The sequence below is a fragment of the Streptomyces sp. NPDC006314 genome, assembly GCF_040613075.1.
In the GTDB taxonomy this organism is placed as follows: Bacteria; Actinomycetota; Actinomycetes; order Streptomycetales; family Streptomycetaceae; genus Streptomyces.
The window spans coordinates 179,969-200,464 of sequence record NZ_JBEXRL010000006.1 but is presented as its reverse complement, the minus strand read 5'-3'; the positions used below and the strand labels follow the sequence as shown (position 1 = coordinate 200,464).

Here is a 20,496-nt window from a genome sequence, read left to right as displayed (position 1 = left end):
ATGACTACCTACGCGGACTACACAGCCGGAGAGCCGGTCGTCGACGGCAAGGCGCCCTCCGGACCCATCGCCGAGCGCTGGGACAAGCGCCGCTTCGAGGCGAAGCTGGTCAACCCCGCCAACCGGCGCAAGCACACGATCATCGTCGTCGGCACCGGTCTCGCGGGCGGCTCCGCGGGCGCCACGCTGGCCGAACAGGGTTACCACGTCGTCCAGTTCTGCTACCAGGACTCCCCGCGCCGGGCCCACTCCATCGCCGCGCAGGGCGGAATCAACGCGGCGAAGAACTACCGCAACGACGGCGACTCGATCCACCGGCTGTTCTACGACACCGTCAAGGGCGGTGACTTCCGGGCGCGCGAGTCCAACGTGCACCGGCTCGCGCAGATCTCCGTGGAGATCATCGACCAGTGCGTGGCCCAGGGCGTGCCGTTCGCCCGGGAGTACGGCGGCCTGCTCGACACCCGTTCCTTCGGCGGTGTGCAGGTGTCCCGCACGTTCTACGCCCGCGGCCAGACGGGCCAGCAGCTGCTGCTGGGCGCCTACCAGGCTTTGTCCCGGCAGATCGCCGCGGGGAACGTGGAGATGCATCCGCGCACCGAGATGCTGGACCTGATCGTCGTCGACGGCCGGGCCCGCGGGATCGTGGCGCGTGACCTCGTCACGGGCAAGATCGATACGTATTTCGCCGACGCCGTCGTCCTGGCCAGCGGCGGATACGGCAACGTCTTCTACCTGTCCACCAATGCCATGAACTCCAACGCGACCGCCGTCTGGCGGGCGCACCGGCGCGGCGCCTACTTCGCGAACCCCTGCTTCACGCAGATCCACCCGACCTGCATCCCGCGCACCGGCGACCACCAGTCCAAGCTGACACTGATGAGCGAGTCGCTGCGCAACGACGGCCGGATCTGGGTGCCCAAGGCCAAGGGGGACGACCGCCCGCCGCACCAGATCCCCGAGGACGAGCGCGACTACTACCTGGAGCGCATCTATCCGTCCTTCGGCAATCTGGTCCCGCGCGACATCGCCTCCCGCGCCGCGAAGAACGTCTGCGACGAGGGCAGGGGAGTGGGCCCCGGCGGCCAGGGCGTGTACCTGGACTTCGCCGACGCCATCAAGCGCATGGGCCGCAAGGCCGTCGAGGCCAAGTACGGCAATCTCTTCGACATGTACCAGCGGATCACCGACGAGGATCCGTACGAGGTGCCGATGCGGATCTACCCGGCTGTGCACTACACGATGGGCGGCCTGTGGGTCGACTACGACCTCCAGACCACCGTCCCCGGCCTGTTCGCGATCGGTGAGGCCAACTTCTCCGATCACGGGGCCAACCGGCTGGGCGCCTCCGCGCTGATGCAGGGCCTGGCCGACGGCTACTTCGTCCTGCCGGCCACCATCAACGACTACCTGGCCCGCAATCCGCACCAGGAGCCGGTGACCGCCGGACACCCCGTGGTCCAGGAGGCGTTGGCGGAGACCGAGGACCGGCTGAACCTGCTGCTGGCGGTGGGCGGCGACCGCACCCCCGACTCCTTCCACCGCGAACTGGGCGGACTGATGTGGGAGTTCTGCGGTATGGCCCGCACCGACTCCGGCCTGCGCAAGGCCCTGGAGCGCATCCCGCAGATCCGCGAGGAGTTCTGGCGGCGTATCAAGGTGCCGGGTACCGGAGAGGAGTTCAACCAGTCGCTGGAGAAGGCCAACCGCATCGTCGACTACCTGGAGCTCGCCGAGCTGATGTGCCTCGACGCACTGCATCGCGCCGAGTCCTGCGGCGGCCACTTCCGCGAGGAGTCCCAGACCCCCGACGGCGAAGCGGCCCGCAACGACGACGCGTTCTCCTACGCCGCCGCCTGGGAGTTCACCGGCACCGGCGAGGCGCCCGTCCTGCACAGGGAAGACCTGGCCTTCGAGTACGTCCACCCCACCCAGCGGAGCTACGCATGAAGCTCACCCTGCGCGTCTGGCGGCAGAAGAACGCCGACGCAGAAGGAGCCATGTCCACCTACGAGGTGGACGGCATCTCGCCCGACATGTCCTTCCTGGAGATGCTGGACGTCCTCAACGAACAGCTCATCCTCGCCGGGGAGGAGCCCGTCGCCTTCGACCACGACTGCCGCGAGGGCATCTGCGGCGCGTGCAGCCTGGTCATCAACGGCGACGCGCACGGCCCGGAGCGCACCACCACCTGCCAGCTCCACATGCGGTCCTTCGAGGACGGTGACACCATCGACATCGAGCCGTGGCGGGCCGCCGCCTTCCCGGTGATCAAGGACCTGGTGGTCGACCGGTCCGCGTTCGACCGGATCATCCAGGCCGGCGGTTACATCACCGTGCCGACCGGATCCGCGCCGGAGGCGCATGCGACGCCGGTGCCGAAGGCCGACGCGGACTTCGCGTTCGAGCACGCGGAGTGCATCGGGTGCGGTGCGTGCGTGGCCGCGTGTCCCAACGGGGCGGCCATGCTGTTCACCTCCGCCAAGGTCAACCATCTGAACGTGCTGCCCCAGGGGGCGCCCGAGCGGGAGACGCGGGTGCTGGACATGGTGGCGCAGATGGACGAGGAGGGCTTCGGCGGCTGCACGCTGACCGGTGAGTGTGCGACCGCCTGCCCCAAGGGCATTCCGCTGGTGTCCATCACGAGCATGAACCGGGAGTGGCTGCGGGCCACCCGGAAGGTGGGGAAGAGGTAGCGCGTCGGGGTGCGGGTGCGTGGGGGCTGGTCGCGCCCACGCGGCGGAGCCGCAAATTCAGCGCGAGCCCCGCGCCCCTTGGCCGGCGCACTGATCGTTCGCCGAGAAAGGCGGGCGGGCGGGGCCGGGAGAGGTGCTCCTTCCGGCCCCGTCTGGTCTCCGTCCCCGCCCACGCCGTTCAGCGACCCACACCCCCTCTCCCGCCCTCGGGCACGCGCACCCGGCGTCGTAAGGACAGGCGCATGATGCCTTCGCCCTGGAGATGGACGCTCTGCTCGCCGTCCGGAGCCGGGTCACGACTCGCCGACCCGGCGCGGGCGGGAAACCATCGAGAGGCCGGCTGAAGCCACCCGGCTTCTCATGGCAGCGCCCGCGTCAGATAGGGCGCTGTCGCACTGTCCGCCGCCCGGGCCACCCGTGCCGGAGGGCCGGACGCCACGATCCGGCCGCCTCGGTCGCCGCCGCCCGGTCCCAGGTCGATCACCCAGTCGGCGTCCGCGACCACCGTCATGTCGTGCTCGACCACCACAACCGTGTGCCCGGCGTCGACCAGCCCGTGCAGCCGGTCCATCAGCACCTCTACGTCGGCCGGGTGCAGTCCGGTCGTCGGCTCGTCCAGCAGGTAGAGGGTGTGGCCACGGCGGCCGCGCTGCAGTTCGCTCGCCAGCTTGATCCGCTGGGCCTCGCCACCGGACAGCTCGGTCGCCGGCTGGCCGAGCCGCAGGTAGCCAAGGCCCACGTCGAGCAGCGTGCCCAGGCTCCGGGCCGCGGCCGGGATGTCCGCGAAGAACTCCGCCGCGGCCTCCACCGTCAGGTCGAGCACCTCGGCGATGTTCCGTCCCCGGTACGTCACCCGCAGCGTCTCGGGGTTGTAGCGGGCGCCGCCGCAGTCCGGGCAGGGCGCGTACGTGCTCGGCAGGAACAGCAGCTCGACGCTGACGAACCCCTCGCCCTGGCAGGTCTCGCAGCGCCCCCCGGCCACGTTGAAGGAGAAGCGTCCGACGCCGTACCCGCGCGCCCGCGCCTCCTCGGTGACCGCGAACACCTTGCGTACGACGTCGAACAGACCCGTGTAGGTGGCCAGGTTGGACCGCGGGGTGCGTCCGATCGGCTTCTGATCAACCCGGACCAGGCGGTCCACCCCCTCCAGGTCCTGCGTCAGCTCGCCGATGAGGGTGGACTTCCCGGATCCGGAGACCCCGGTGACGGCGGTGAACGCGCCGAGGGGGAACTCGGCCGTCACCGCGCGCAGGTTGTGCCGGGTCACGGGCCCCACCGTCAACCATGCGCGGGGCTCACGGGCTTCACGTGCCGGTCCCGGTGACTCGTCGAAGAGGAACGCGGCGGTCGCCGAGTCCTCGACCGACGCCAGCTCCGCCGGCGGCCCGCTGTACAGCACGCGTCCGCCGTGCTCGCCCGCGCCGGGACCCACGTCCACCAGCCAGTCGGCGCCGCGCACGACCTCCAGATGGTGCTCCACGACGAACACCGAGTTGCCCGCCGCCTTCAGCCGGTCCAGCACGGTCAGCAGCGCCTCGGTGTCCGCCGGGTGCAGTCCGGCGGACGGCTCGTCCAGCACGTACACCACACCGAAGAGCCCGGAGCGCAACTGTGTGGCAAGCCGCAGCCGTTGCAGCTCGCCCGCCGAGAGGGTGGGGGTGGCCCGGTCCAGGCTCAGATAGCCGAGGCCCAGCTCGACCACCGGTGCGATGCGGGACCTGAGATCCTGTGTGAGGACCCTGGCCGTCTCCGTGCTGCCGGCCGGCAGTCCGGCCAGGTCGGTCAGTGGCAGCGCTGCAAGCTCGGCGATGGTCCGGCCGCCGAAGGTCACCGCCAGCGCCTCGGGCCGCAGCCGGCTGCCCGCGCAGGCAGGGCACGGCGCGCTGGCCAGGAAGCGCTCGGCTTTCGCCCGCAGCGTCGGGGACTTGGTGTCCGAAAAGGTCTTCAGCACGTATCGGCGTGCGCTCATGTAGGTGCCCTGGTACGGCCGTTGGATGCGGTCGGCGTCGCGGACCGGGTGCACGGTGACGACCGGTTGCTCGTCCGTGAACAGGATCCACTCGCGCTGTCCGGCGGGCAGATCGCGCCAGGGCCGGTCCACCTCGTAGCCGAGCGTGTCGAGGATGTCCCGCAGGTTCTTGCCCTGCCAGGCACCCGGCCAGGCGGCGATGGCTCCCCCGCGGATCGACAGCGAGGGATCCGGGACCAGCAACTCCTCAGTGGTTTCGTGCACTTGGCCGAGGCCGTGGCACGCGGGGCAGGCACCGGCCGCCGTGTTCGGCGAGAACGCGTCGGAGTCGAGCCGCTCGGCGCCCGGCGGGTACTCCCCGGCGCGCGAGAACAGCATGCGCAGGGAGTTGGAGAGGTTGGTGACGGTGCCCACCGAGGAGCGCGAGGTGGGGGCCGAGCGCCGCTGCTGCAGCGAGACCGCGGGCGGCAGTCCGGTGATCTCGGCGACCTTGGGCGCCCCGACCTGGTGGATCAGCCGACGCGCGTACGGCGCGACCGACTCGAAGTAGCGCCGCTGGGCCTCGGCGTAGATCGTGCCGAAGGCCAGGGACGACTTCCCCGAGCCCGACACGCCGGTGAACACGGCCAGTACGTCCCGCGGGACATCCACGTCGACACCCTTGAGGTTGTGCTCGCGGGCGCCGCGGACGCGGACGTACGGGTCATGGGAGCTGTGCATCGGGGGGACACTCCGTACGGGCCTGCCGGGACGGGGACAAACCCCGCGATTCTAGCCCGCCCCCCGGCTCGTCAGGACTGCGGGGGCCGGTCCTGCGGGGTGCCGAACTCGTCCCTCAGCTTGTCCTGTCCGGTGTCGACCTGCGGCTTGTACTTGTCACCGGTGCGCTGGTCGACGTAGTCGCCGCCCTTGTCGATGCCCTTGTCGGCCATGCCCTCATGACCCTTGAGCATGCCCTTGATCTTGTCCATGAAGGACATGACAGCCCTCCTCGTCGCTTGCGGCCTGCTCTCCCAGGGTCACCGGCGCACGCCGGGTTCGCATCTCGGGGCGGCCGGGCCTCAGCCGCCCGGCGCGAACAGTGCGGCAAGCCGCCGGTAGGAGTCCAGCAGCGCCGTACGGTCGTAGGTGCTGGTGGTGACCAGGACCTCTTCGGCGCCGGTCTCCTTCAGCACCGTCTCCAGTTCCTGGGTGACCTGCTCCGCGGTGCCGGCGAGATGACCGGTGAGGGAGGACTCGTAGAAGTCCCGTTGCCTGGCGGTCATCGTCCGGGCCTCGGCCTCCTCGGCGGGGGCGAGGGGCGGGAAGGTGCCGTGGGTGCGTGAGTACGCCATCGACCAGGCCTCCGGGACCAGCAACCGCCGCGCCGCCTCCTCGGTGCCGGCGACCGCGATCGTGCCGGAGATCACCACGTACGGCTCGGCCGCCCAGGCAGAGGGGCGGAACAGGGAGCGGTACTGGTCGATGCCGCGCAGCAACCTCTCCCGGCCGCGCAGGTCGCCGATGACCATCGGCAGACCCGCGAGGGCCGCGATCCGCGCGCCCTCGCCCATCGCCAGCACGAACGGCGCCACCTCGAGGCCCTCCGGGGGGCGGGCGTGCACCCCGGTCGGCGAGGTACCCGCGAACCAGTCCAGCACCTCGCCGAGCTGGGCCGTGAAGTCCTCGGCGTCCCCCTTGTCCCGGCCGAGGGCCTTGCGCACCCCGTCCGTGAAGCCCACGGAACGGCCGAGCCCCATGTCGATCCGTCCGGGGAACAGCGCCTCCAGCACCCCGAACTGCTCGGCGACGACCAGCGGTCGGTGATTGGGCAGCATCACCCCGCCCGTGCCGACCCGGATCGTCCGGGTGGCCCCGGCGACCGCCGCGGCGAGCACGGTCGGTGCGGAACCGGCGACCCCGGGGACGCCGTGGTGCTCGGACACCCAGAAGCGGTGATAGCCGAGCGCCTCCGCCTCCCGTGCCAGTGCGACGGTGTCCCGCAGCGCCTCGGCGGGCGGGTGGCCCTCGCGGGTGCGGGAGCGGTCGAGGACGGAGAACCGGGTCCGGGCGATCACTGAGCTGCTCACGCAGAGTTCAACGCCCTGAGGGGCCCGGGATTCCCGCGGTCACTTCCAGTCAGGGCGCGTGCGCGAGGGAACCGGGCGGGGCGGTGACGGGCGTCCCGGCCCGGGCGGGTCGTGCGTGGTGGCCGCTCAGCCCTCCGCGCGTAGCGGCCCGCGCTCGTACGCCCCCCTCACCAGCCGCTGCGGTACGAGGCGCCGGCGAACGTCCATGAGGTGCCTCCTCGGTGCTGTGGCAAGCGCCGAGGCCGCTGATGAAAACAGATCTCATGAGCGATCGTGCGAGGGCGTGCCGGACGCCGCGGCCTGGCTAGGGTGACCGTGTGACAGACAGCAGCCCGCCTCCGCTCGCCGTGTTCGACCTCGACAACACCCTGGCCGACACCGCCCACCGGCAGCACTTCCTGGAGGGCCGGCCGCGGAACTGGGACGCGTTCTTCGCCGCCGCGCCCGACGATCAGCCCCTCGCCGAAGGGGTGACACTGGCCGTGGAGAGCGCCCGGGAGTGTGAGGTCGTCTATCTCACGGGCCGCCCCGAGCGGTGCCGACGGGACACGCTGGAATGGCTCGCGGCCCACGGACTGCCGGAGGGGCGCGTGTACATGCGGAGCAATGCCGACCGCAGACCGGCCCGGTTCACGAAGCTGGAGATCCTTCGCCGGCTCGCGCGGAACCGGGAGGTCCGGGTCCTGGTCGACGACGACGAACTGGTCTGCGACGACGCCGAGCGGGCCGGGTTCGCCGTGGTGCGGGCCCGCTGGGCCGCCTCGTCCGCCGTGCTGGAGGAGGCGCAGGAGCGCGAAGGGCGTACCTGACGGGCTAGTCGCCGTCCTCGATGCGGAAACCCACCTTCAGGCCCACCTGGTAGTGCTCGATCCGCCCGTTCTCGATCTGGCCGCGGACCTGCGTCACCTCGAACCAGTCCAGGTTGCGCAGGGTCTGGTCGGCGCGGGCGATGCCGTTGCGGATGGCCTGGTCGACGCCCTCGTGCGAGGTACCGACGATCTCGGTGACCCGGTAGGTGTGGTTCGACATGCGGGTGCTCCTCTCGTGTCACGCCGTACTCCACCGTGCCGCATCCGCGCCCGGCCCGCACGGCGTCACGCGCCTACCGGGGCAGCCCTTGACCCTGCGCATTGGTCCGTACCAAAATCCAGCACACCCGTACGAGTGCATGCGCTCGTCCCCCACGATCGGGCTCCCACCCCTGTCCGCACCGCCCATGCCAGACAGAACAGGACCCCTCGTGAGACGTCGTCTGCTCGCCCTCATCTGTGTCACCGGCTCCCTCGTCAGCGCCTGCGGGATGATTCCCGGCGGACAGGAACGGAAGACCGTCACCGTCTGGCTGATGAAGGACAGCGCCTCCGAGGAGTTCCTGCAGCGCTTCACCGAGGATTTCGAGCACACCCACAAGGACCTGCGCCTCGACATCCGCATCCAGGAATGGACCGGCATCGTCGAGAAGGTCCGAGGGGCACTCGACGACGACTCCGGGGACGGACCCGATGTCATCGAGGTCGGCAACACGCAGGTGCCGCTGTACGCGGACGGCGGCCGGCTCGTCGACCTCACGCTGGAGTCGATGCGCGACTGGGGCAAGGAGAAGTGGCTGCCCGGCCTGGCCCAACCCGGCAAGGACGGCAACCAGCAGTACGGCATCCCCTGGTACGCGGCCAACCGCGTCGTCATCTACCGCAAGGACCTGTTCGAGCAGGCCGGGATCACCCGCCCGCCGAAGACCCGCGACGAATGGCTCGCCGACACCGAGAAGCTCGACTCCGGTGGGAACCAGGGCATCTACCTCGCCGGACAGGACTGGTACACGCTCTCCGGCTTCATCTGGGACGAGGGCGGCGACCTCGCCCGGGAGAACGACCACGAATGGCAGGGCACCCTGGACGCGCCGGCCGCGCTGCGCGGCATGGACTTCTACCGGCGGCTCCAGGCGCTGGGCGACGGTCCCGTGGGCGCCGACGAGGAACACCCGCCCCAGGCCGGGGTGTTCGCCGGTGGCAAGGTGGCGCAGCTCGTCGCCGTACCGGGGCTCGCCCACTCGATCGTGCGGCAGAACCCGGACCTGAAGGACCGGCTCGGCTTCTTCCCGGTGCCCGGCAGGACCGCCGCCCGGCCCGGCACCGTGTTCACCGGCGGCTCCGACCTCGTCGTCCCGCAGAACACCGAGGACCAGTTCGCCGCGACCGCCGTCGTCGGGGCGCTCACCGGCGCCAAGTGGGACACCGAACTCGCCCGCACGATGAACTACGTGCCCAACAAGACCACCCTGGCCGGCGCGGTCGCCGGCGAGGAGGGGGTCGCCGCCATGGCCGCCGGCGCGGCGCACGGCCGGGCGACCCCCCACACCCCTCAGTGGGCCGACGTCGAGGCCGACAACCCGATCAAGGAGTACATGACCCGGGTGCTCACAGGGGCGGACCCGGCGGCCGAGGCCCGCCGGGCCTCGCGGAAGATCACCGAGGCGCTCACCCCGGACGTGGGCTGACTCACCGCACCACACTCAGCGACAGTGCGAAGCGGTTCTGTGCGTCCGTCCACCAGTGCGCCAACTCCAGTCCGACAGAGGCGAGTTCGGCGGCCACACCCTCCTTGCGGAACTTCGCGGACACCTCGGTGCGCAGCTCCTCGCCCGCCGCGAAGTGCACGGCGAGGTCCAGTGCGGGCACCTTCACGGTCTGCGCGGTACGGGAGCGCAGCCGCATCTCGATCCACTGCTGCTCGGCGTTCCACAGCGCCACATGGTCGAAGGTGTCCGGATCGAAGTCGGCACCCAGCTCCCGGTCCACGACGGCCAGCACGTTCTTGTTGAACGCGGCCGTCACCCCGGCCGTGTCGTCGTACGCACGGACCAGCACCTGCTCGTCCTTGACCAGGTCCGTGCCGAGCAGCAGCCCGTCGCCCGGGACGAGCAGGGCCCGTACGGAGGCCAGGAACGCGGCGCGTTCGGCCGGCAGCAGATTGCCGATCGTGCCGCCGAGGAAGGCCAGCAGCCGGGGGCCGGGCGTGGCCGGCAGGGTCAGCGGGGCGGTGAAGTCGGCGATCAGCGCGTGGACTTCGAGGTCCGGGCGTTCGGTGATGAGCGCCTGCCCGGCCTGGGTGAGGGCGCTCTCGCTGACGTCCACCGGCACGTAGGCCGAGAGTGGGAGCGCGCCGATCAGATAGCGGGTCTTCTCCGAGGAGCCCGAGCCCAGCTCGATCAGCGTACGGGCACCGCTCGCGGCGGCGATCTCTCCGGACCGGGCGGCCAGGATCTCCCGCTCGGCGCGCGTGGGGTAGTACTCGGGCAGTTCGGTGATCTGGTCGAACAGCTCGCTGCCGCGGGCGTCGTAGAACCACTTCGGCGGCAGCCACTTGGGGGTGGCGGTGAGGCCGTGCAAGACGTCGGCGCGCAGCGCTGCGTCCGTCGCGTCCTCGGGGAGGGTACGGGTGACGTGCAGGGGACTCACGTACAGGGCTCCTTCGGGGGTACGGCCGCCGGATCCTCCAGCGGGGCGAGCAGCGCGCCGGCGCGGCTCGCGGTGAGCACGGTGCGGTCGGGGACCTCCTGCCACAGCGGGTCGTCGTCGTACGGCTCGGAGGCGACGACCGTGCCGCGGCCGGGCTCCGTGCGGTACCAGAGGGTGTCGCCCCAGGCGGTGGCAGTGATCGTGTCGCCGTCGGTGAGCAAAAGGTTGAGGCGGGAGGCGGGGGCCGCCTCGGCGAGCCGGCGAACCGTCTCACCGAGGGCCTGGGCGGGGTCGTCGCCGCTACGCAGCCGGTGCAGGACCAGCGCCCAGACGAAGGCCGAGTCATTACGGGCCTGCAGCGACAGCAGGTCGACCGCGGGCAGCGCGGACACCAGGGGTGCCGCCGCGTCCGGCCAGCCGGCGATCGCGCCGTTGTGGCTGAACAGCCACCGCCCGGCCGCGAAAGGCGCCGCCGCGGCCTCGGCGTCCGCGCCCGCGAGCGTCGCGTCGCGTACGGCCGCGAGCACGGCACCGGAGCGCACCACCCGCGCCAGGTCGGCGAAGGACTGGTCCGCCCAGATCGGCCCGGCCCGCCGGTAGCGGGCCGGGACGGGATCCCCGGGGACGTACCAGCCCACCCCGAAACCGTCGGCGTTGACCGTCCCGTAGCGCTGCCGTCGCGGCGCCCACGACTGGCGGAACAGGCTGTGCGGGGGCTCCACGAGGAGCCGGCCGAGCGGCTCCTCCGGACCCAGATAGGCCAGGTGCCGGCACATCAGACGGCCTCCGAGCGGGCCGTGCGGAACCCGGAGAAGATCTGCCGGCGGATCGGGTAGTCCCAGTTGCGGAACGTGCCCCGGCACGCCACCGGGTCCACGGCGAACGAACCGCCGCGCAGCACCTTGTGGTCGGAGCCGAAGAACACCTCCGAGTACTCCTTGTACGGAAACGCCTGGAACCCCGGGTACGGCAGGAAGTCGCTCGCCGTCCACTCCCACACGTCACCGATCAACTGCCGTACTCCGAGAGGCGATTGACCGGCCGGGTAGCTCCCGGCGGGCGCCGGCCGCAGATGACGCTGACCCAGGTTGGCGTGCTCGGGCGCCGGGTCGGCGTCGCCCCACGGGTAGCGCCGCGAGCGGCCGGTGCCCGGGTCGAAGCGGGCCGCCTTCTCCCACTCCGCCTCGGTGGGCAGCCGGCGTCCGGCCCAGCGGGCATAGGCATCGGCCTCGTACCAGCACACGTGCAGCACCGGCTCGTCCGGCGGAACGACCTCGGTGACCCCGAACCGGCGCCTGAGCCACTGGCCGCCGTCCCGGCGCCAGAACAGCGGGGCCGTGATGGAGTGCTGCCTGATGTGCGCCCAGCCCTCCGGTGCCCACCAGCGCTCGGTGTCGTAACCGCCGTCCTCGATGAACGCCTGGTACGCCCCGTTCGTCACCGGAGTCGTGTCGATCCAGAACGGCGCGACCTCCCGCGGGTGCGCCGGGCGTTCGTTGTCCAGCGCCCACGGCTCGGCGGAGGTGCCCATCGTGAACGGGCCGCCGGGGACCAGGACTTCGGCCGGTCCGGTGAACAGGGGGGCCGGTTCCGGGTCCGGCGCGGTCAGGGCCTGTGGCCCCCTGCGGAGCTGATGGGTGATCAGCATCGTCTCGTCGTGCTGCTGTTCGTGCTGGGCGACCATCCCGAAGGCGAAACCGGCCGCGGTCAGCCGGGTGCCGTGGAAGTCGGCGCCCTCCAGCAGGTCCATGACCCGGCCGCGCACCTCGGCTGCGTACTGCCGGGCTTCGACGGGCGGCAGCAGCGGCAGCGAGGGCCGTTCGGCACGAGGGTGCTCGAAGGCGTCGTAGAGGGTGTCGATCTCGGGCCGCATCGCCTCCCGGCCGCCGACCGCGCGCAGCAGCCACAGCTCCTCCTGGTTGCCGATGTGCGCGAGGTCCCACACCAGCGGGGACATCAGCGGAGAGTGCTGGGCGGTGAGGTCCGGTTCCTCGACACAGGTGGTCAGCAGCGTGGTGCGGTCACGGGCGGTGGTGAGCGAGGCCAGCGCGCGCCGGCGCAGGGCCTCGATGTCCGGCTCACCGGTGGTGTCGGTCTCGGGGGCGGTCATGTGCGGATGTCCTTCCTCCCATGGGCGGTGGGCGTGCCCCCGATGCGGCCGGGCCGGGACCGCTTTGGGTCGCGCAGCCCGTCCAGCAGGTCGTCGGCCGGGCAGCGGCCCCGGGCGACGTAGCGGTCCAGGTAGGCCGCCACGGCATCCGTGACCCGGGTGGTGGCGCCGAGCCGGGGCAGGGCCTCCAGCGCCGCCGCGAAACAGCCGGTGGCCGCTTCGCACAGCTCCGGGTCCGCGAGCCCCCACCGGGCCGCGTCGGCCCACAGCGGGTTGTGCGGCGCGGGCCGGTTCAGCGCCCGCTCGGCGAGCGGCTTCACGATCCGGTAGGAGGTCTCGGCGGCCTCCGGATCGTCGAACAGCGCCGCCGTCACGGCGAGCGGCACGATCCAGCCGTCCTCGCCGGGCTGCGCGTCGATCATCCGCAGCTCCAGGTGGCCGCGCGGCCGGACCGGCGGGAACAGGGTGGTCAGGTGATAGTCGAGGTCCGCCCGGGTGGGCGGCCGAGGCGACCGGGAGCGGGTCCACTCCCGGAAGGTCAGCCCGTCGGGAACCTCCCACGGCCCGCTGCCGCGGCGGACGCACATCACCGGCGCGTCCAGTACGTGCCGCGCCCACACGGACCGCGGATCACCCTCCAGCGGGGGACCGCCCGCCCGGCCGGGGCCGATCTCCATCCACATCAGCTGCCGGGTGGACACCCAGCCCGTGGGCCGTCGCCCGATCAGCGGGGAGTTGGCGAACGCGGCGACCAGGACCGCGCCCAGCTGGTGGGCCAGCCACCAGCGCCGCCCGTGTCCCAGGGGGCCGGGCTCCTCGTGGCCGGCGTCCACACAGACCTGGACGGAGGCTGAGGCGCACATCATGTGCCGGCCGGCCGGACCGGCGCGGTCCAGGCAGGTCTCCATGGCGTCGTAGCGCGGTTCGTGCAGGAACCTGCGGGGTGGGTGCCAGGGGTCGTGGCCGATGCCGACGAGGCCGAGGCCGTCCTCCGCGAGGGCGGCGCGGACGGTGTCCAGGTCGGCGGAGACGATGCCGATGCACTCCATCAGGGAGGCGGCGGGCGGCGAACTCAGCTCCAGCTGGCCGCCGGGTTCGACGGTGAGGGCCGACCCAAGGGACACGGCCCGCAACGTGGCGTAGGCCGCTTTCAGTTGGTCAGGGGTCACGGGGAGCTGCGGCTGCCGCAGCCCGTGGACGAGCCATTCCAGCTCCACACCGAGGGTGCGAGGTGGTCCGGTCTTGAAGCAGATGCCCTTGACCAGGGCCTCCACCTCGGGCTCGGTGACAGCGACGCGGTGCTCGGTACAGTCACCACCATCGCTTCGCGAATCGGACATGTCGGGATCCTCCTGAGATTCCACCATGCCACCGGCCCGGTTCGACAGGGCCGGGCGGGCGCTCGTTCCACCCAAAACCCTTGAGCCGTTTCGCACAAGGGCCCCCTGCTGGACGTTCCGGATCGGTCATCTCCGTTTCCGCGTGTGTTTCCAGACCGTTCCGCGGGCGGGAAACTCCGTTGCACCGCATCACCAGGATCACCCAGGATGCCTGCATGAGCACGACGGGGGATACCGCGCAGGCCGCGGTCGCGGCGCCCACGGGGGTGGCGCCGTGAGCGCACGCCTGCGCGGTATGGCCGCGGAGACGGAACGCATCGTCGCGGCGGGCCGGTACCGCACGCCGGACGGCCGGGAGGTGTCCCTCGCTGCGGCGATCGACGCCGCGAGGGCGGGCACGAGGATGTTCGGGCCCGCACCGGTACCGGTGGAGCCGCGGGGAGCCGAGGTCGACACCGTCCTCCAGGCGACCGGTGAGAGCAGTCTGGAGGCGGCCCGCCGGCTGGCCGATGCTCCGGTCGCCGTCCTGAACTTCGCCTCGGCCCGGAATCCTGGCGGCGGTTATCTCAACGGCGCGCAGGCCCAGGAGGAGGCCCTGTGCCGCGCCTCCGCGCTGCACACCTGTCTGCTGACGGCCCGCGCCTTCTACGACCACCACCGCGCCGACCGCGACCCGTTCTACACGGACCGGGTGATCCACTCACCGGCCGTCCCGGTCTTCCGTGACGACCGGGGCGGGCTGCTCCCGGAGCCATACCTCGCGGGATTCCTGACCGCGGCCGCCCCCAACGCGGGCGTCGTACGGCGTACGGCGCCCGAGCGTGCCACCCAGCTGCCGGGCGCGCTGGCGCAGCGGGCCGAGCGGGTCCTGGAGGTGGCCGCGGCACAGGGCTACCGCCGGCTGGTGCTCGGCGCCTGGGGCTGCGGGGTCTTCCAGAACGACCCGGCGCAGGTCGCGGAAGCCTTCCGGGTGCCGCTCGGCCCCGGAGGCCGGTTCGCGAGGTCCTTCGAGCACGTCGTGTTCGGAGTGCTGGACCGGACACCGGGAGCGGTCGTGCGACAGGCTTTCCTGCGGGCGTTCGCGTAGCGCGGGGTCGTAATGGCGTCGTGATCACCTCACGCCGTCGGGGCCCGGGTCTCGACGCGTCACGACGGCGGGCGCCGGCCGGATGGCCGGCGCGGGGCCGGCGCGCCGGTCGTACGGCCGCGAACGAGCCGGTCAGGTCCAGCCGTAGCGCTCGTAGAGCCGCCGGCGGACCAGGTTGAAACGCATCGCGTCCAGCGCGCACGCCTCGCGGCGCATGCCCTCCTCGTGCAGCCGCAGCACGCGGTCCACGGCCACCCATGAGTCGCGTCCCGACCGGTCCCACGGCCCGCTGCCGATCGCCACCCACTCCCGGTCGCCGTCGTGCCGCTTGCTGGAGAGCTGCACGGCGAGGAACGTACCCGCCGCCTCCCGGGCCACGACCAGGACGGGGCGGTCCTTGCCCCGGCCGTCGTTCTCCTCGAACGGCACCCAGGTCCACACGATCTCCCCGGGGTCCGGGTCGCCGTCGTGGGCCGGGGAGTACTCGGTGCGCACCCGGCCGACCTCGCGCGGGTCGGCCTCGGCGGTGGCGTGGGGGCCGTGGCGGCCGGGGACGTTCTCATCGGTGGACGTGCTCACGCAGGCACCCTAGTGGTTCGCTTTCCGGGGGCAACAGGCGCCCGCCGCCCGGACGTCAGGCCGGTGAGGTCCCGGTGGGCGGCGGCGGGACGGGGGAGGCGCCGCTGGGCGGTTCCGGGGACGCGCCCGGGCGTGAGCCGATCCGCATACCGGGGCGGCGGCGGTGGACGGTCAGATAGGTCAGCCCGGCCTCCCCGGCGGTGATGCTGCGCGTGGCACCGTGCGGCAGCCAGACCAGGGCGCCCTCGGTGAGCGGCTGCGGTTCGGCCGAGGGGTCCTCGCCGAGTAGGCCGGCCCCGGCGACGACGACGAGCATGACGTCGAGCTGCGTCTCGGTGTGGGCCGTGATCCGTCCCCCCGGCGCGAGCCGGACCACATTGGCGTCCAGCTGGCGTCCGCTCTCGGCCAGCTTCCACAGGACGCCGGCCGGAACGGGCGGCGCCTCCGCCAAGGCCCGAACGTCGCACAGCACCCGCGGATCCGGCCCGCTGTCGATCGCCGACGGCGACGTCATCTGGTGTTCCCCTCTGCTCCGCTGTTTCCCCTGCCCATGGGTGCCACTGCTCACCCTACAATTAATACAGGTAGGATTCGTGAAAAATAAGCGCAGGTAGAGAAGGAGGGCGACGGTGACGACGCGGCAGAGCCCCCGCCGCCGAGAGGTGCTGGACGTGCTGCACACCGCGGGATCGCCGCTCGGCGTCGCGGAGACGGCCGAGCGGATGGGCGTCCACCCCAACACCGTGCGGTTCCACCTGGAGGCCCTGGTGTCCGAAGGCCTGGCCGAGCGCCGGGCCGCGGCGTCCTCGGGACCGGGCCGGCCCCGAACCGTCTACACCCCCCGCCCCGGCATGGACCGCGGCGGCGTACGCGACTACCGGTTCCTCGCGCGCCTCCTGCTCAGCCGGTGGGCCTCCGCCGATCCGGCCGAGGCACGCGAGGAGGCGATGGAGACGGGCCGCGCCTGGGGCCGTTCCCTGGTCCACCCGCTGCCCTTGTCCGAGCGGCCGACGGCCGAGCGCTCTGTGTCCGGACTCGTCGCCCTGCTGGACGACCTGGGCTTCGCACCGCGGCCGGAGGGCGGCGACGATGCCGGACGGTCACCGGAGCGGATCCGGCTGCGGCACTGCCCGTTCCTGGAACTCGCCGAGGAACACGGCCGGTTGGTGTGCCCGCTCCATCTCGGCCTGATGCAGGGCGCGTTGGAGCGACTGGGCGCGCCGCTGACGGCCAGGGGCCTGGAGCCGTTCGCCGAACCGGACTCCTGCGTGGCGCACCTGGCGAAGACGACCGCCGGCTGAACCAACCGATTCAGGCCCCGCCCCTGCGCGCACCCCGGCCGTCTGCCACCCACCGGGACGGACTCCACCCGCCGAAACGACCGGCCCGCCGAAACGAACCCGACCGCCGAACCCGGCGGGGAAAGGCCCCACGTCGATGAACGCCACGTCCGCCGCCACCGCGAGCGCGGTCACCTTCGTCTGGCTCGGGATGGTGCTGGCGATCTCCTTTCTGGAGGCACCGCTCAAGTTCGGTGCTCCGGGCGTGACGATCCCCATCGGACTGGGCATAGGCCGCCTGGTGTTCCGCGCGCTGAACGCCGTCGAGTCGGCGCTGGCGGCCGTCGTGATCGCCGCGGTCGCCCTGGGCGGCGCCACCGCGGGCATCACCGCGCTGACCGTGACCGTGGCGGTACTCCTCCTCGCCCAGCTGGCCGTCGTCCGCCCCCGCCTCAACCGCCGGTCCGACCGGGTCCTCGCGGGCGAGGAACTGCCCCGCTCCCGCAGCCACCTCTGGTACGTGGCGCTGGAGATCCTCAAGGCCGCCGCCTTGATCGCCCTGGGAGCCGGCCTGCTCACGGTGTGACGGGGCCCCTCGGGAAAGGCACCCCGCGCGGAGCCGGCCGGAACACGTAGGGTCGTCGGCCGGGGCCGCGAGGCCGGTGCACGCACGGGGGAGACGCACGGCATGCCGACACCAGGGCAGATCTGGGAGGAAGCCGACCTGGCGACCCGCCGGCTCGCCGGGCTCGCGCTCAACCCGTCCGCCCCCCAGGACGTCCTCCTCCGGTTGCTCGCCGAGGCGCCGTCGGTCGTACGGATGGTGCTGTGCCGGGACCGCGATCTGCCGGCGGCCGTCGTGGACGCCGTGATCGAACACCCGGACCCGCGGACCCGCGGATTCCTCGCCGTCAATCCCCATGTCGAACCCGACCAGCGGGCCCGGCTGGCCGACGATCCGGACTGGATCGTCCGCGCCCACCTCGCCGAGGGGCCCCGCGTGCCCCTCCCGGACCGGCCGAGGCCCCTGCCCGACGAGACCGTCGTACACATGATCACGACGTACGACGGTGACGAGCCGCTGGGCTCGATCGGCTTCTGGCAGCAGATGTCCTGGGACCTGATCCGGTCCATGCCCACTCATCCGGTCGCCGAGGTCCGCCGAGCGGGTGCCGGACGCTGGGGGTCGCTGTCCGCCGAACGACGGGCCGCGCTGCTGGCGGATCCGGACGAGGGCGTGCGCGAGCGGGCCGAGGCGCAGGCTCGCCTCGAGGACCCCGTGTGGGTGGAGAGCGTGCTGCCCCCGCATCCCTGCCACGGCCGCACCGACATCCTGCTCCACCGGGCCCTCAGCCGAGCCGTCGTGGAAGGCGTCCTCACCGCACCGGCCGACGACGACGAGAAGGCGGCGATCGCCGGCAATCCCACGCTCCCGGCCGACGCGGTGGTCCTCCTGGCTGCCGATCCGGACCCGAAGGTACGGGAGCGCATCGCGGGCCGGGCGGACCTCGGACCGGCGGAGCGCCGCGCACTCGTCGGCGACCCCGACCCTCAGGTGCGCCGGGCGGTCGCCCATCACGCGGACCTCGACGCCCACGAGCGAGGCGTCCTCGCGGTGGACCCCGACCCGGGGGTACGGCTCGCCGTGTCCGTCCACCCCGCGCTCAGCGAGCGGGAACGCGCCCGCGTCGACTGCACGGTCCCGACGGACCGCGTGTTCGGTGTCCACGCGCAGGGCTGGGTGTCCCGCGACCCGGACGACATCCGCCGGGACGCGCTCTCCGGGCACCCACTGCTGCGCAGGAGGGCCGCGCAGGAGCGGACGCTGCCGCCGGACCTGGTGGACCGGCTGGCGGAGGACGACGACCTCGGCGTGCGCGTCCTGCTCGCCCAGAACCATCCGGACGCCCCGGCAGCCCTGCTGCTGCGCAGCTTCCTGGAGTACACCGGCCGCGAGCGCGCCCGTCTGACCACCCGGCCGAACTTCCCGCGCACCGGTCTCGCCGACCTCGCCGGCCACGCCGACCCACAGGTCCGCGCCCTGGTCGCCCGGGACCCGCGGGCCGAGCCGGCCGTCGTCGAGCGGCTCACCAGGGACCCCGACCCCGAGGTGCGGGCCGCCCTGGCCCGCCACCCGAACCTGGCCCGGCCCCGCCTGGCGGAACTCCTCCATGACGAGGAACTCGCCCACGCCGCCGCCGCGAACCCGGCCCTGGACCCGGGCACCGTCCAGCGGCTCCTGGACACGGACGGCCGGGGCCCCTGGTGAGGGACCCCGGCCACACGCAGCACCCCTTCCTCAGCCCTCCTGCTCCACGGGCACCTTCTGTGACGGAGGCGTCACCACGCCGTTGAGCGAGGACGAAGTCCCGTTCACGGCCTGCCCGTTGTCACCCATCGTGGCCAGCAGCCTGCGAGCGAGACCCAGGCCCGTACCGCCCATGGTGAGCGCCTTGGCGAACAACTCGCCCATTCCGTCGGCGCCGTTGAGTAGCACCATGTTGTCCACGTTGCCGAACGCGGACGCACCCGCCTGGACGATCTCCGGCCACTTCTCGGCGAGTTGCTGGGCGACGACCGCCTCCTGGTTCTCGGCGAGTGCGGCGGCGCGGGCCTTGATGGCCTCCGCCTCCGCCAGACCCTGGGCCCTGGTCGCCGCGGCCTCCGCCAGGCCTTTCGCCTGTGCGGCGGCGGCCTCGGCCTCACCGGTGGCCCGGGTGGCGTCGGCGGTCGCCGCACCGCGGGACTTGGTCGCCTCGGCCTCGGCGGCGGCGGCGGCCTTCACCCGGGTCGCCTCGGCGGCGGCCGCCAGCTCCGTCTCCCTCGCCTTGGCCTCGGCCGCCGAGATCCGCGCGTCGCGCTCGGCCTCGGCCAGCGTCCGCTTCTCATACCCCTTCGCGTCCGCCGGCTTGCGGACGTCCGCCTGGAGCTGCTGCTCACGCCGCTGCGCCTCCAGCTCGGCGACCCGCGTCTCCTGCACGACGACCTCCTGCCGGGCCCCCGCGGCGGCGAGCGGTCCGGCCTGCTGGGCCTTCGCCGCCGCCTTGTCCCGCTCGGCCTGGTAGCCGGCCTGCAGGATCTCGCTGTCCCGGGTGGCCTCCGCCATCCGCGCGAACGACTGCTGCTCGGCCTCGGTGGCGAGCCGGTTCGCCTCCGCCTGCGCGATGCGCGCGTCCCGCTGCACGGCCGCCGCGTGTGGCATCGCCAGGTTCTGGATGTAGCCGGTCGGGTCCTCGATCTCGTGGATCTGCAGCGAGTCCACGATCAGGCCCAGCTTCTCCATCTCCGTACCGCAGGCCGCCCGGGTCTGCCCGGTCAGTTTCTCCCGGTCGCGGATCATGTCCTCGACCGTCAACCCGCCGACGATCGAGCGGAGATGACCGGCGAAGACGTTGTGCACCCGCTCCGACATCAGCTTCTGCTGGTCCAGGAAACGGCGGGCCGCATTGGCGATCGAGACGAAGTCGTCGCCCACCTTGAAGATGACCACGCCCCGCACCTTGAGCGGAATGCCCTGGTGCGTGACACAGTCCACGTGCAGCTCGGTCTCGTTGAGGTCGAGAGACAGCTTGCGCACCGCCTGCACACCGGGCAGCACCATCGTGCCGCGCCCGGTGACGATGCGGAACCCCATGCCCTCCTCGAGGCCTTCGGTGCGGTGCTTGGACCCGGAGATGATGAGTGCCTCGTTCGGCTCGGCGACCCGCCACATCATCTTGAACAGACCGATCAACACGAGGACGGCGACAACGACCGCCCCCGCAACGACGCCGACAACCATCGGCATACGCCCCCTTTGCATGGTGCCCTTTCGGCACCGAACGAAGGGAGTGTGCGCCCGCCGGGACGCGCCGGGAAGACGACGGCGAATCCTTGTGGCAATCTTGACGCATACCGCCCTCACCTGG

General features: G+C 72.3%; 19 protein-coding genes. 8 read left to right on the top strand and 11 right to left on the bottom strand.

Annotation, left to right across the window (positions count from 1 at the left end; genetic code table 11):
* On the top strand, window positions 1-1,950 hold the full coding sequence (locus tag ABZ079_RS13460; protein WP_356939567.1) for a fumarate reductase/succinate dehydrogenase flavoprotein subunit: 1,950 nt from the start codon (window positions 1-3) through the stop codon (window positions 1,948-1,950).
* On the top strand, window positions 1,947-2,696 hold the full coding sequence (locus tag ABZ079_RS13455) for a succinate dehydrogenase/fumarate reductase iron-sulfur subunit (RefSeq protein WP_356939566.1): 750 nt from the start codon (window positions 1,947-1,949) through the stop codon (window positions 2,694-2,696). The genes ABZ079_RS13460 and ABZ079_RS13455 overlap by 4 nt, the downstream gene beginning before the upstream one ends.
* A gap of 358 nt (window positions 2,697-3,054) precedes the next feature.
* On the opposite strand, the gene ABZ079_RS13450 is transcribed toward ABZ079_RS13455, so the two are convergent.
* From ABZ079_RS13450 to ABZ079_RS13440, 3 genes are all read right to left on the bottom strand, one after another.
* Complete coding sequence (locus ABZ079_RS13450; RefSeq protein WP_356939565.1) at window positions 3,055-5,385, bottom strand: excinuclease ABC subunit UvrA; 2,331 nt, start codon at window positions 5,383-5,385, stop codon at window positions 3,055-3,057.
* Window positions 5,386-5,456: 71 nt separating this feature from the next.
* Window positions 5,457-5,645 carry an antitoxin gene (locus tag ABZ079_RS13445; protein ID WP_356939564.1) on the bottom strand — a complete coding sequence of 63 codons (189 nt, stop codon included), beginning with the start codon at window positions 5,643-5,645 and terminating at the stop codon, window positions 5,457-5,459.
* Window positions 5,646-5,726: 81 nt separating this feature from the next.
* Window positions 5,727-6,734, bottom strand: coding sequence for an LLM class flavin-dependent oxidoreductase (locus ABZ079_RS13440; protein ID WP_356939563.1), 1,008 nt, complete (start codon window positions 6,732-6,734; stop codon window positions 5,727-5,729).
* A gap of 317 nt (window positions 6,735-7,051) precedes the next feature.
* Here ABZ079_RS13440 and ABZ079_RS13435 point away from each other — a divergent pair, with 317 nt between their 5' ends.
* Window positions 7,052-7,543 (top strand): hypothetical protein, encoded by a 492-nt coding sequence (locus tag ABZ079_RS13435; RefSeq protein ID WP_356939562.1) that lies wholly within the window; start codon window positions 7,052-7,054, stop codon window positions 7,541-7,543.
* Between the two features lie 4 nt (window positions 7,544-7,547).
* On the opposite strand, the gene ABZ079_RS13430 is transcribed toward ABZ079_RS13435, so the two are convergent.
* A complete protein-coding gene (locus ABZ079_RS13430; RefSeq protein ID WP_067043298.1) occupies window positions 7,548-7,763 on the bottom strand; it encodes a dodecin in 216 nt (71 codons plus the stop codon).
* Between the two features lie 211 nt (window positions 7,764-7,974).
* On the opposite strand from ABZ079_RS13430, the gene ABZ079_RS13425 reads away from it, so the two are divergent.
* Window positions 7,975-9,231: an extracellular solute-binding protein gene (locus ABZ079_RS13425; RefSeq protein ID WP_356939561.1), complete on the top strand. Its 1,257-nt coding sequence runs from the start codon at window positions 7,975-7,977 to the stop codon at window positions 9,229-9,231.
* Between the two features lies 1 nt (window position 9,232).
* On the opposite strand, the gene egtD is transcribed toward ABZ079_RS13425, so the two are convergent.
* From egtD to egtA, 4 genes are read right to left on the bottom strand one after another with little or no spacing between them, the layout of a single operon-like run.
* Window positions 9,233-10,192, bottom strand: coding sequence for an L-histidine N(alpha)-methyltransferase (gene egtD, locus ABZ079_RS13420; RefSeq protein ID WP_356939560.1), 960 nt, complete (start codon window positions 10,190-10,192; stop codon window positions 9,233-9,235).
* Window positions 10,189-10,968 carry an ergothioneine biosynthesis protein EgtC gene (egtC, locus tag ABZ079_RS13415; protein WP_356939559.1) on the bottom strand — a complete coding sequence of 260 codons (780 nt, stop codon included), beginning with the start codon at window positions 10,966-10,968 and terminating at the stop codon, window positions 10,189-10,191. Before egtC ends, egtD begins: the two co-directional genes overlap by 4 nt.
* Window positions 10,968-12,302, bottom strand: coding sequence for an ergothioneine biosynthesis protein EgtB (egtB, locus tag ABZ079_RS13410; protein ID WP_356939558.1), 1,335 nt, complete (start codon window positions 12,300-12,302; stop codon window positions 10,968-10,970). The genes egtC and egtB overlap by 1 nt, the downstream gene beginning before the upstream one ends.
* A complete protein-coding gene (egtA, locus tag ABZ079_RS13405) occupies window positions 12,299-13,642 on the bottom strand; it encodes an ergothioneine biosynthesis glutamate--cysteine ligase EgtA (RefSeq protein ID WP_356939557.1) in 1,344 nt (447 codons plus the stop codon). Before egtA ends, egtB begins: the two co-directional genes overlap by 4 nt.
* Window positions 13,643-13,916: 274 nt before the next feature.
* On the opposite strand from egtA, the gene ABZ079_RS13400 reads away from it, so the two are divergent.
* On the top strand, window positions 13,917-14,729 hold the full coding sequence (locus tag ABZ079_RS13400; protein WP_356939556.1) for a TIGR02452 family protein: 813 nt from the start codon (window positions 13,917-13,919) through the stop codon (window positions 14,727-14,729).
* Window positions 14,730-14,861: 132 nt separating this feature from the next.
* Here ABZ079_RS13400 and ABZ079_RS13395 read toward each other — a convergent pair whose 3' ends face one another.
* Window positions 14,862-15,308 (bottom strand): type II toxin-antitoxin system PemK/MazF family toxin, encoded by a 447-nt coding sequence (locus ABZ079_RS13395; protein ID WP_356939555.1) that lies wholly within the window; start codon window positions 15,306-15,308, stop codon window positions 14,862-14,864.
* 55 nt (window positions 15,309-15,363) lie between these two features.
* Window positions 15,364-15,822, bottom strand: a complete 459-nt coding sequence (locus ABZ079_RS13390) for a hypothetical protein (RefSeq protein ID WP_356939554.1) — start codon at window positions 15,820-15,822, stop codon at window positions 15,364-15,366.
* A 115-nt stretch (window positions 15,823-15,937) separates the two neighbouring features.
* Here ABZ079_RS13390 and ABZ079_RS13385 point away from each other — a divergent pair, with 115 nt between their 5' ends.
* The 3 genes from ABZ079_RS13385 (at window position 15,938) to ABZ079_RS13375 (ending at window position 18,857) form a co-directional block, all read left to right on the top strand.
* The gene (locus ABZ079_RS13385) at window positions 15,938-16,609 is read left to right on the top strand and encodes a helix-turn-helix domain-containing protein (protein WP_356939553.1); all 672 of its coding nucleotides are present in this window, start codon (window positions 15,938-15,940) and stop codon (window positions 16,607-16,609) included.
* 136 nt (window positions 16,610-16,745) lie between these two features.
* The gene (locus ABZ079_RS13380; RefSeq protein ID WP_356939552.1) at window positions 16,746-17,174 is read left to right on the top strand and encodes a hypothetical protein; all 429 of its coding nucleotides are present in this window, start codon (window positions 16,746-16,748) and stop codon (window positions 17,172-17,174) included.
* A 102-nt stretch (window positions 17,175-17,276) separates the two neighbouring features.
* Window positions 17,277-18,857 carry a hypothetical protein gene (locus ABZ079_RS13375; RefSeq protein ID WP_356939551.1) on the top strand — a complete coding sequence of 527 codons (1,581 nt, stop codon included), beginning with the start codon at window positions 17,277-17,279 and terminating at the stop codon, window positions 18,855-18,857.
* Between the two features lie 30 nt (window positions 18,858-18,887).
* Here the strand turns inward: ABZ079_RS13375 and ABZ079_RS13370 are convergent, their stop codons facing one another.
* Complete coding sequence (locus ABZ079_RS13370) at window positions 18,888-20,375, bottom strand: SPFH domain-containing protein (RefSeq protein ID WP_356939550.1); 1,488 nt, start codon at window positions 20,373-20,375, stop codon at window positions 18,888-18,890.
* Between the last annotated feature and the right edge of the window lie 121 nt (window positions 20,376-20,496).

Bases quoted from the DNA above. Each gene is read 5' to 3' on its own strand.
- egtC (WP_356939559.1), bottom strand. From the start codon at position 10,968: ATGTGCCGGCACCTGGCCTATCTGGGTCCGGAGGAGCCGCTCGGCCGG.
- ABZ079_RS13390 (WP_356939554.1), bottom strand. From the start codon at position 15,822: ATGACGTCGCCGTCGGCGATCGACAGCGGGCCGGATCCGCGGGTGCTG.
- egtA (WP_356939557.1), bottom strand. From the start codon at position 13,642: ATGTCCGATTCGCGAAGCGATGGTGGTGACTGTACCGAGCACCGCGTC.
- ABZ079_RS13380 (WP_356939552.1), top strand. From the start codon at position 16,746: ATGAACGCCACGTCCGCCGCCACCGCGAGCGCGGTCACCTTCGTCTGG.
- ABZ079_RS13445 (WP_356939564.1), bottom strand. From the start codon at position 5,645: ATGTCCTTCATGGACAAGATCAAGGGCATGCTCAAGGGTCATGAGGGC.
- egtB (WP_356939558.1), bottom strand. From the start codon at position 12,302: ATGACCGCCCCCGAGACCGACACCACCGGTGAGCCGGACATCGAGGCC.
- ABZ079_RS13450 (WP_356939565.1), bottom strand. From the start codon at position 5,385: ATGCACAGCTCCCATGACCCGTACGTCCGCGTCCGCGGCGCCCGCGAG.
- ABZ079_RS13370 (WP_356939550.1), bottom strand. From the start codon at position 20,375: ATGCCGATGGTTGTCGGCGTCGTTGCGGGGGCGGTCGTTGTCGCCGTC.
- ABZ079_RS13455 (WP_356939566.1), top strand. From the start codon at position 1,947: ATGAAGCTCACCCTGCGCGTCTGGCGGCAGAAGAACGCCGACGCAGAA.
- ABZ079_RS13460 (WP_356939567.1), top strand. From the start codon at position 1: ATGACTACCTACGCGGACTACACAGCCGGAGAGCCGGTCGTCGACGGC.
- ABZ079_RS13430 (WP_067043298.1), bottom strand. From the start codon at position 7,763: ATGTCGAACCACACCTACCGGGTCACCGAGATCGTCGGTACCTCGCAC.
- ABZ079_RS13375 (WP_356939551.1), top strand. From the start codon at position 17,277: ATGCCGACACCAGGGCAGATCTGGGAGGAAGCCGACCTGGCGACCCGC.